Below are 7,722 nucleotides of genomic sequence, written 5' to 3' on the forward strand. Positions count from 1 at the left end.
GTTTGCAAAAGTAAACTATGAAAAAAAGAACACTCCAGTTGCTATTGTTGCTTGCGCTTGCAACAGTAGCCTCGCTCTCTGTAAGCGCCCAATCTCGGGTTGAAGACAGTCTCAAGGTCATAGCGTTGACCGAAGAGGTCAAGACTCTTATCCATAGGGAAGTCAATCAAGCCACCAAACTTTCGAACGATGCCCTAAAAGAGGCGAAGCGGTTAGGTTCCACCGGGCTTGAGTCGTTAGCCTATAAGATTCTGGCAGACTGCTACTATTACGGCGGGGACTGGGAAAAGTCCACTGCCCTGCTAGATACCTCCGCTCATTTGGCTCAACAGGCGGCAGACACTATGCTTTGGCAGAGCGCCCTCAATAACTTTGGCATTATCCTCAGCCGTATGGGCGAGCTGGATAAAGCCACCGTTATATTAGAACAATGCCTGAAGCTCAATATAATACTCGACCAAACCTCCCAAATAGCAAAAATCAGCAACAACCTTGCCGTAGCCTATGAACTTAAGGGCGAGCTAACTAAAGCGAAGGAATATTACCATACCGCGCTCCGCATTGACCCTTCCAATCGGCCTAATGCAGTATTGGCACATGGTAACCTAAGGCACCTTTACACCCTTACCGGGCAAATTGATTCTGCGCTATGGCATGGCCGCAAAGCCATAAAACTGGCCCAATCATTGGGCAATATTGAGGATATCGCGGATAAAAAACTGGGGCTGGCCCATACCTACCTTGTTTTAGATTATGATGAGAAAGCCTTGGAGCTGGCTTACGAGGTCAAAGCAGAGCTTCCCCCACATCCTCGGGTATATGATCTGCTAGGTACTTGCCATGATATCCTAAGCCATGCTTACGCTAAAAACCTTTCTACCATTGATAGCGCCATACATCATAAACGCATCAATCTTGAACTCATCGAGCCGATGGATACCTTGTCTATTGTCCAATCTATGTTCAATCTTGGAAATTATTTTGGGGTTGCCGGCTTGATGGATTCTTCCTTTCACTACCTCTCTAAAGCAGAGGAGATTGCTCAACGCGCCCAGCTTTTTGATGCTAAGGTAAAGGCTAACTTATTACGGGCCAACAACTATTTAAAGCTGGGTAAATTTCACACTGCCCTGGAGAAAGCAAATGCGGCATTAGATTTTGCAACGGAGGCAGGACTGGATATCTATAAACCAAAAATTTACGAATCTCTGCATAGTATCCATGATTCCCTTGGCAATACAGCACTTGCTTACCAGTACTTTCAAACCTACGCGCAGCTTAAGGATTCTATGTTTAATTCCAAAGTTTATTTTTCCGCTCAAGAATTGGCAGATCAGGAAGCGCTGCAAGACGCCAAAGCTGTATATTCAGAAAAAATGGCCGCCCTCAACCAGTCGAAGCAAAGAGTCATACTGCTTTCTGTAGGAACCGTTTTGGCTGCATTGCTACTCCTTATCGGCGTATGGCGATACTACAAAAATAAGGAAGGGGCGACCCTGCGGTTTCTATTGAGCCGGCTGACCGCCATAGGCAAGGCGCCATCTAAACAGGGCAATACTTCAGCGCCTCAACCTTCACTTTTAGGCACCGGCAGAATGGAGGAGTTAATGACAGAGCTACAGCGGCTGCAGGTTGCCGTCCATAACCTGGGCAATACCACTCCTTCCCCAAAGGAGGAAGCGCAACTAAGTCAAATTGTAAAGGAAAAAATGGAATACCTCGAAGGGCTTCAGTTTTCCATTTCTCATGATCTTAAACGTTACGTGCTCAACCTGCAAAATCAGCTTTCCGGACTCGTCTCCAGGAATCAACCCCTGTCCACCAGCGAAGTCGCCCCGGTGCAAAAAATCACTGAGGAAATGATTCAATTCATGGAGCAGCTCAAGGAAATCCACCGCATTGATGAGCTTTCCATACAGACCACATTTATCAACTTACAGGACCTCGTAAAAGATATTCTGCAGCAGCTTTCCCCCGAACAGAACTATCCTGAGGTACAAATTGATTTTAGCAGCGCGCTTCCTACCGTGGAGACGGACCCCCTGCTCGCCCGGCAGGTGATTACCAATCTGCTGGAAAATGCGCTTAAATACAGTCAGCACAGCACGCAGCCGAAAGTAGAGATCGGGCTCATTGACAAAGCCCCGCAAACCGTGCTTTACATAAGAGACAATGGGGCGGGCATACCGGAGGAGGACCAATCCAGGATTTTCGAGCCCTTTTTCAGAAGCAATCATACCAAAACTGAAGGTACCGGCCTGGGGCTGGCGATTAGCCGGATCGCTGCCCAAAAACTGGGCGGTGAGTTACGGGTAGAAAGTCAGCTTGGAAAAGGCAGCACTTTTTATTTTGCAATCAGTGCCTGAGGTTGGGCTCTCTACCGGTCTGCCCCTGGCGAATAACAGGCTATCCAGCATTTCATCAAGTAAATCCGCTGACGCCGGGTATAGCACACATTGTATGCAAGATCATGACTGGGGCTTCAACTTTTGAGCTGTACTTGGCAAATGATGTATTGCTACAGCTGGCGCGGTCTTCCCCTTTTTATCAAACAGGTAATGTAGTGGTTCGCTCAAGTTCCACAAACCACTACATGGATGTCTCTTATTTCTATAATCTATCCTCTTGAATGAAGCCCGATTAGATTGCCTTCGGTATCCTGAAAAAATGCAATATTCCCAAAGTCGCCGATATTGGTTTTTGCCATAACGATCTGGCCACCTAATTTTTCTACTCTGGCCAATTCGTTATTCACATCCTCCGAGTGGAAATAAATCTTGGTTCCTGACATGCCAGGGGTGTAATTTCGCCCCTTCACCAAGGCCCCAGAGGCATTAGCGATCTGAGGATCGTATGGAAACAGGGCCATCAGGTCTTCCCCTAATGCAACCTGCTGAAGCTCTTTCTCAAAAACAGCTTCGTAAAATTTTTTCGCCCTTTCCAGGTCATCTACCGCAATTTCAAACCAGTTTACAGCATTCATGATTTAAGTTTTAAAGTTGAAAGATTAAACACGTATTTGTTTCGATTTTTTAAGTAATAACCATCCTAAACCGAAAAATGCAATCAGATACCCCGGAAGGATGGCATAGCTCCACATGGCCAATTCCATTTTCAAAAGGCCTACCAAAACAACCATGTCAAAAATGATGCTAACGAGCAGAAAAGTGAAAGCCACCTTCCTCCAGTCTCCGAATCCCGTCTTACTCAAAAGCCTGTAAAACCAATAGGTAAGGCCAAAAAGCAAGCTCAGCATGATGGCTTTAAAAACCGGGAAGTTTGGGAGGTAGCTTTGGCTGTCCTGATCGTATAGCCCCATGCTAATCGTCATTGGGACAAACCAGACTAAAAAAGCAAAAAACAATGTTTTTAAATTCACACTATCTGTTTTTAGTGAACCATAATAGTGCAAACATACTACTCCCTAAGACCGTAGGATTGTAAAAAAGGGAAATCGTTGTAGAAAAGTTTGCCATAAGCATTCCCTGCTCTGGATAAAGCAAGAGGGCTGTATCCTGTGAATTTTTTGAACTCCTTAATAAAATGAGATTGATCGTAATAATACTCATAGAGCATATCAGAATAAAAATCCTGCTCCTTTGCTTTGGCCCATGCATCATAAAACTGGTTGAACCGGATGATCTCAGCGTATACCTTTGGAGAAACACCAATTAGCTCTTTAAACAGCATGGCGAGGTAACGTTTGGTATAGCCCGATTTTTCTACAAGTTCGTTTACGCCTATTTTCCCGGAGGCGCTGACTATACGCTCAATACAACAATCAATGATACGATGCCGACTTTCTTCTGCCCTCAAAAGCCGGCACAAAGTGTCCTGTATGCTGTGTACTGCTACCCCCAGATCACGCATTACTGGAAACTCATAGCCGATCAGCTTTTGATTGTTTCTCAATATATACTCTAAGCTGAGGATGTTATTGGTAAATTGATGTACCGGAAGAGGGAAAATTCTGGATATTCCAATCGGGTTAATATCGACCCCTAATACCAGCAAGTTTTTACTTTGGGAGCAAATGGTTTTTGGTTCATCCCAAATACCTGATATAAAAGTATGCCCCTGCTTCAGAATATGGCGTTTGTGCGCACCCACAAACTCGAGGCTGCCTACAATCGGGAGCAAGACACTACCCGTCCCATTAGGCACCACTATCCGCCCATCTGCTTCAGGGACTCCGGCACTGCATGAAAGCACCCATAACTGGTTGATATATCTCCTTAGCTGGTGATTCGGCGGAATGATTCTGATCTGCATGCTGATTATGGTTTCCCTTAGGACGTTTTGATTTGTCTTGTCCTTGCTACAACCTGCCGCCAAAATGAAAATTGCGGAATCAAAAACCAGGCTGTTGCTGGTTACAGGAGCAAAATTGAAGTTTTAACCTGCAAAAAGTGTCTCAAATTATACTTTATTCGGCGGCCCCTATGAAAACCGCATAACCATGTAGCATCTGCATTGACCTACTTTTGCAATCCCCTAAACGGATAAAGAAAAAAAAGAGATATTCATTTCAAGATGAGGAGTTATCAAGTTTATTGCCAAACTGCCTGGCCTTCCTCAGGGGAGAGCAAAGCTTGATCTGCAACTCAGCCTATTACTCCAAAACAATTATGCCTCCGGACAGGGCACAAAGGAAACAACCTGTCCAAATAGAGTTGTAGCCCGGCTAATCAGCCGGAGCTACGGTTTGCTGCTATTGCCTTTACATTAAGCAAAGATGCGCTAATTCATCCAGGCAGTATTGCCCGACCTTCTCTCATAAGCCAGGTGCCATCTTGGACCTCGCGGACAGAGTTCGAATGTCCGGCATAGTCAGCGTGGGTGAATGCCCCTGTTACCACAAGTCATTTCAGTGCAGTTTACCGCCGTCCAACAAGGTGTAGCCGGTTACAAAAGTCTCAAAATGAAAAACACTAAGATTTACACGCTTTGCTTTTTGTTGTCGGGTATTCTTATTATAGTACTATGCAGTGCATTCCGTACCAACCCAATCACCATTCAGCACGAGGGCAGTGCTTCCCGCCACCTGCTACAAATGCGTGGCAATACAAAGGAAGTAGAGCTATGCAATCTCCAAATTGGTGAAGATTACAAATTGCGGTTGTCGGGTATCGACGGAGCTACCGTTAATTTCGTCCAGGCAGACGGCAGCCTTGCCAACCCAATTTCTTTCACTGCAGAAGAAGACTGCCATACCCTCCTTCTTCAGAAGGAAGCGGGAGTAGACGAAGCAGTGGCCGTCTATCTCTCCGTAAGCCGCCGCTCGCGGCCTCCCCAAACGTCTGCGGTTTCGCGTGCCAACCTACAGGTACAGGGCGGGCAGTCTGCGCAATCACTCATTGAAAACATCTTTATCGGGGGCGGTTGTTTTGATGTGGCCAACGCTACAATTATCGGGAACCCTGTTGGTGTTGGTAGTTTTTCAAACGGTAATGCTTCCATTGGAATTGGGAACGGTATTATACTCTCTACCGGATCTATTCAAGATGCGCCAGGGCCCAATAATTTTTCTGATGAAGGCACTGACCTCGATGGAGTTGGAAATCCAGATCTTGAAATTTTATCGGCACCTTTTGATGTCTTTGATGCTAATGGTATTTCCTTTCAGTTTACCCCAACCGTATCTCAGATCAACTTCAATTTTGTATTTGCCTCAGAAGAATACTGCGAATTCGTAGGTGATGATTTCAATGATGTATTTGGGTTTTTCATTAGTGGCCCTGGTATCAACGGAGGTTTCAGTATGAATGGCGAGAATATTGCACTCGTACCCGGTACTAATGATGCTATTTCCATCAACACCATTAATGAGTTTACCAATAGTAATTTTTACATAAGCAACACCGATGAATGTGGCGGCACCTTTTTCAACCAGCAGGATATTCAGTTTGATGGTTTTACCACTGTACTATCAGCGATAGCCAATGTATTACCCTGCGAGCAATATACGATTCAACTCATAATTGGCGATGGTACAGATAATGTTTATGATTCTGCCGTTTTCCTGCAAGCCAATAGCTTTAACGCAGGAGGAGCCTCTTCCGGTGAAGCCTTTTCTCCGACTACGAACTCCAACATCACCTTCGAGGCCTGTTCAGACGGCAGCTTCATTTTAGGAGCCGGCGGAGATATCAGTACAGATAGAGTGATCAATTTCTCTGTATCCCCTCAAAGTACCGCTACGGCAGGGGTAGATTACCTCCCGTTTGGCACTTCTGTGACCGTACCCGCTGGTCTAAGCGAGGTTACCCTACCGGTGACGGTACTACCCGATAACATCATTGAGGGCCAGGAAACGATCATTCTCGATTTGCAGTCCCCTTGTTCCTGCACATCTACCTCTATAGAATTAATTATTGAAGACGTTCCGCCGCTGTCTGCAGAGGTGCTTCCGCTCACTGTATGCGAAGGGGCATCGGCAGAACTCGACGTAACCGTTGACGGCGGTTTGCCAGGCTATTCCTACGCTTGGAGTACAGGGGCCTCAGGGGCTTCTATCGTCGAGTTTCCGACCCAAACCACAACCTACACTGTGACTGTCACCGACGACTGCGGGGAAGAAGTGACCGCTTCTGCGGAAGTAACTGTAACCTCAGGAGTCACAGAGAATATTAGTGCCGAAATCTGCGATGGAGAGTCCTTCTCCATCAATGGGACGGATTATACCACCACCGGCACCTTTACAGAAGTGATAACTGTCGGTTCATTCCAAGGCTGTGACTCTACGATAGTGCTGAACCTTACGGTAGCCTCTGGTCTAACCGAGAACATCGCCGCCCAAATCTGCGATGGGGAGTCCTTCTCCATCAATGGCGTACCCTATTCCACCTCCGGCACCTTCACGGAAATCATTCCCGGTGGCTCTTTCCAGGGCTGCGACTCCACGGTTATTCTAAACCTGACCGTCAACCCACCCGTGACGGAAAACATCGCCGCCCAAATCTGCGACGGGGAGTCTTTCTCTATCAACGGCGTGCCGTATTCCACCACAGGTACCTTTACGGAAATCATACCCGGTGGCTCTTTCCAAGGCTGCGACTCCACGGTTATTCTAAACCTGACCGTCAACCCGCCCGTCACGGAAAACATTAGTGCGCAAATCTGCGACGGGGAGTCTTTCTCCATCAACGGCGTACCGTACTCCACCTCCGGTACATTTACAGAAACCATACCCGGCGGTTCTTTCCAAGGCTGTGACTCCACCGTTATTCTGAATCTAACCGTCAACCCAGCTGTGACCGAGAACATCGCCGCCCAAATCTGCGATGGGGAGTCTTTCTCCATCAACGGCGTGCCCTATTCCTCCACCGGTACCTTTACCGAAATCATCCCCGGAGGCTCATTCCAGGGGTGCGACTCCACGATCATACTGGACCTAACCGTAATCTCTGGTTTAACCGAGAACATCGCCGCCCAAATCTGCAACGGAGAGTCCTTTTCCATCAACGGGGTACCGTACTCAACCACCGGCACCTTCACCGAAATCATCCCTGGAGGTTCATTCCAAGGCTGTGACTCTACGGTTATTCTGAACCTAACCGTCAATCCGCCCGTCACCGAAAACATTAGTGCCCAAATCTGCGATGGGGAGTCTTTCTCCATTAATGGCGTACCCTATTTCACCTCCGGCACCTTTACAGAAACCATTCCCGGCGGATCATTCCAGGGATGTGACTCCACGGTTGTTCTAAACCTGACCGTCAA

Annotated in this window: 5 protein-coding genes; 2 read left to right on the forward strand and 3 right to left on the reverse strand. The window is 47.0% G+C overall.

The window, feature by feature from the left end:
* Positions 1-17: 17 nt before the first annotated feature.
* Positions 18-2,366 (forward strand): ATP-binding protein, encoded by a 2,349-nt coding sequence (locus MRY86_RS19460; protein ID WP_293565399.1) that lies wholly within the window; start codon positions 18-20, stop codon positions 2,364-2,366.
* A gap of 251 nt (positions 2,367-2,617) precedes the next feature.
* On the opposite strand, the gene MRY86_RS19465 is transcribed toward MRY86_RS19460, so the two are convergent.
* Genes MRY86_RS19465 through MRY86_RS19475 form a run of 3 tightly spaced genes read right to left on the reverse strand, consistent with a single transcriptional unit; the run spans position 2,618 to position 4,272 of the window.
* Entirely contained in the window at positions 2,618-2,983 is a 366-nt protein-coding gene (locus MRY86_RS19465) for a VOC family protein (protein ID WP_293565401.1), read from the reverse strand.
* 24 nt (positions 2,984-3,007) lie between these two features.
* Positions 3,008-3,379, reverse strand: a complete 372-nt coding sequence (locus MRY86_RS19470) for a hypothetical protein (protein WP_293565403.1) — start codon at positions 3,377-3,379, stop codon at positions 3,008-3,010.
* A gap of 38 nt (positions 3,380-3,417) precedes the next feature.
* Complete coding sequence (locus tag MRY86_RS19475) at positions 3,418-4,272, reverse strand: AraC family transcriptional regulator (protein ID WP_293565404.1); 855 nt, start codon at positions 4,270-4,272, stop codon at positions 3,418-3,420.
* Positions 4,273-4,921: 649 nt separating this feature from the next.
* On the opposite strand from MRY86_RS19475, the gene MRY86_RS19480 reads away from it, so the two are divergent.
* Positions 4,922-7,722, forward strand: a 2,801-nt coding sequence (locus MRY86_RS19480) for a choice-of-anchor L domain-containing protein (RefSeq protein WP_293571830.1), incomplete at its 3' end; no start/stop codon positions are given.

The sequence above is a fragment of the Phaeodactylibacter sp. genome, assembly GCF_022763345.1.
GTDB lineage: Bacteria > Bacteroidota > Bacteroidia > Chitinophagales > Saprospiraceae > Phaeodactylibacter.

Bases quoted from the DNA above. Each gene is read 5' to 3' on its own strand.
- MRY86_RS19460 (WP_293565399.1), top strand. From the start codon at position 18: ATGAAAAAAAGAACACTCCAGTTGCTATTGTTGCTTGCGCTTGCAACA.
- MRY86_RS19475 (WP_293565404.1), bottom strand. From the start codon at position 4,272: ATGCAGATCAGAATCATTCCGCCGAATCACCAGCTAAGGAGATATATC.
- MRY86_RS19465 (WP_293565401.1), bottom strand. From the start codon at position 2,983: ATGAATGCTGTAAACTGGTTTGAAATTGCGGTAGATGACCTGGAAAGG.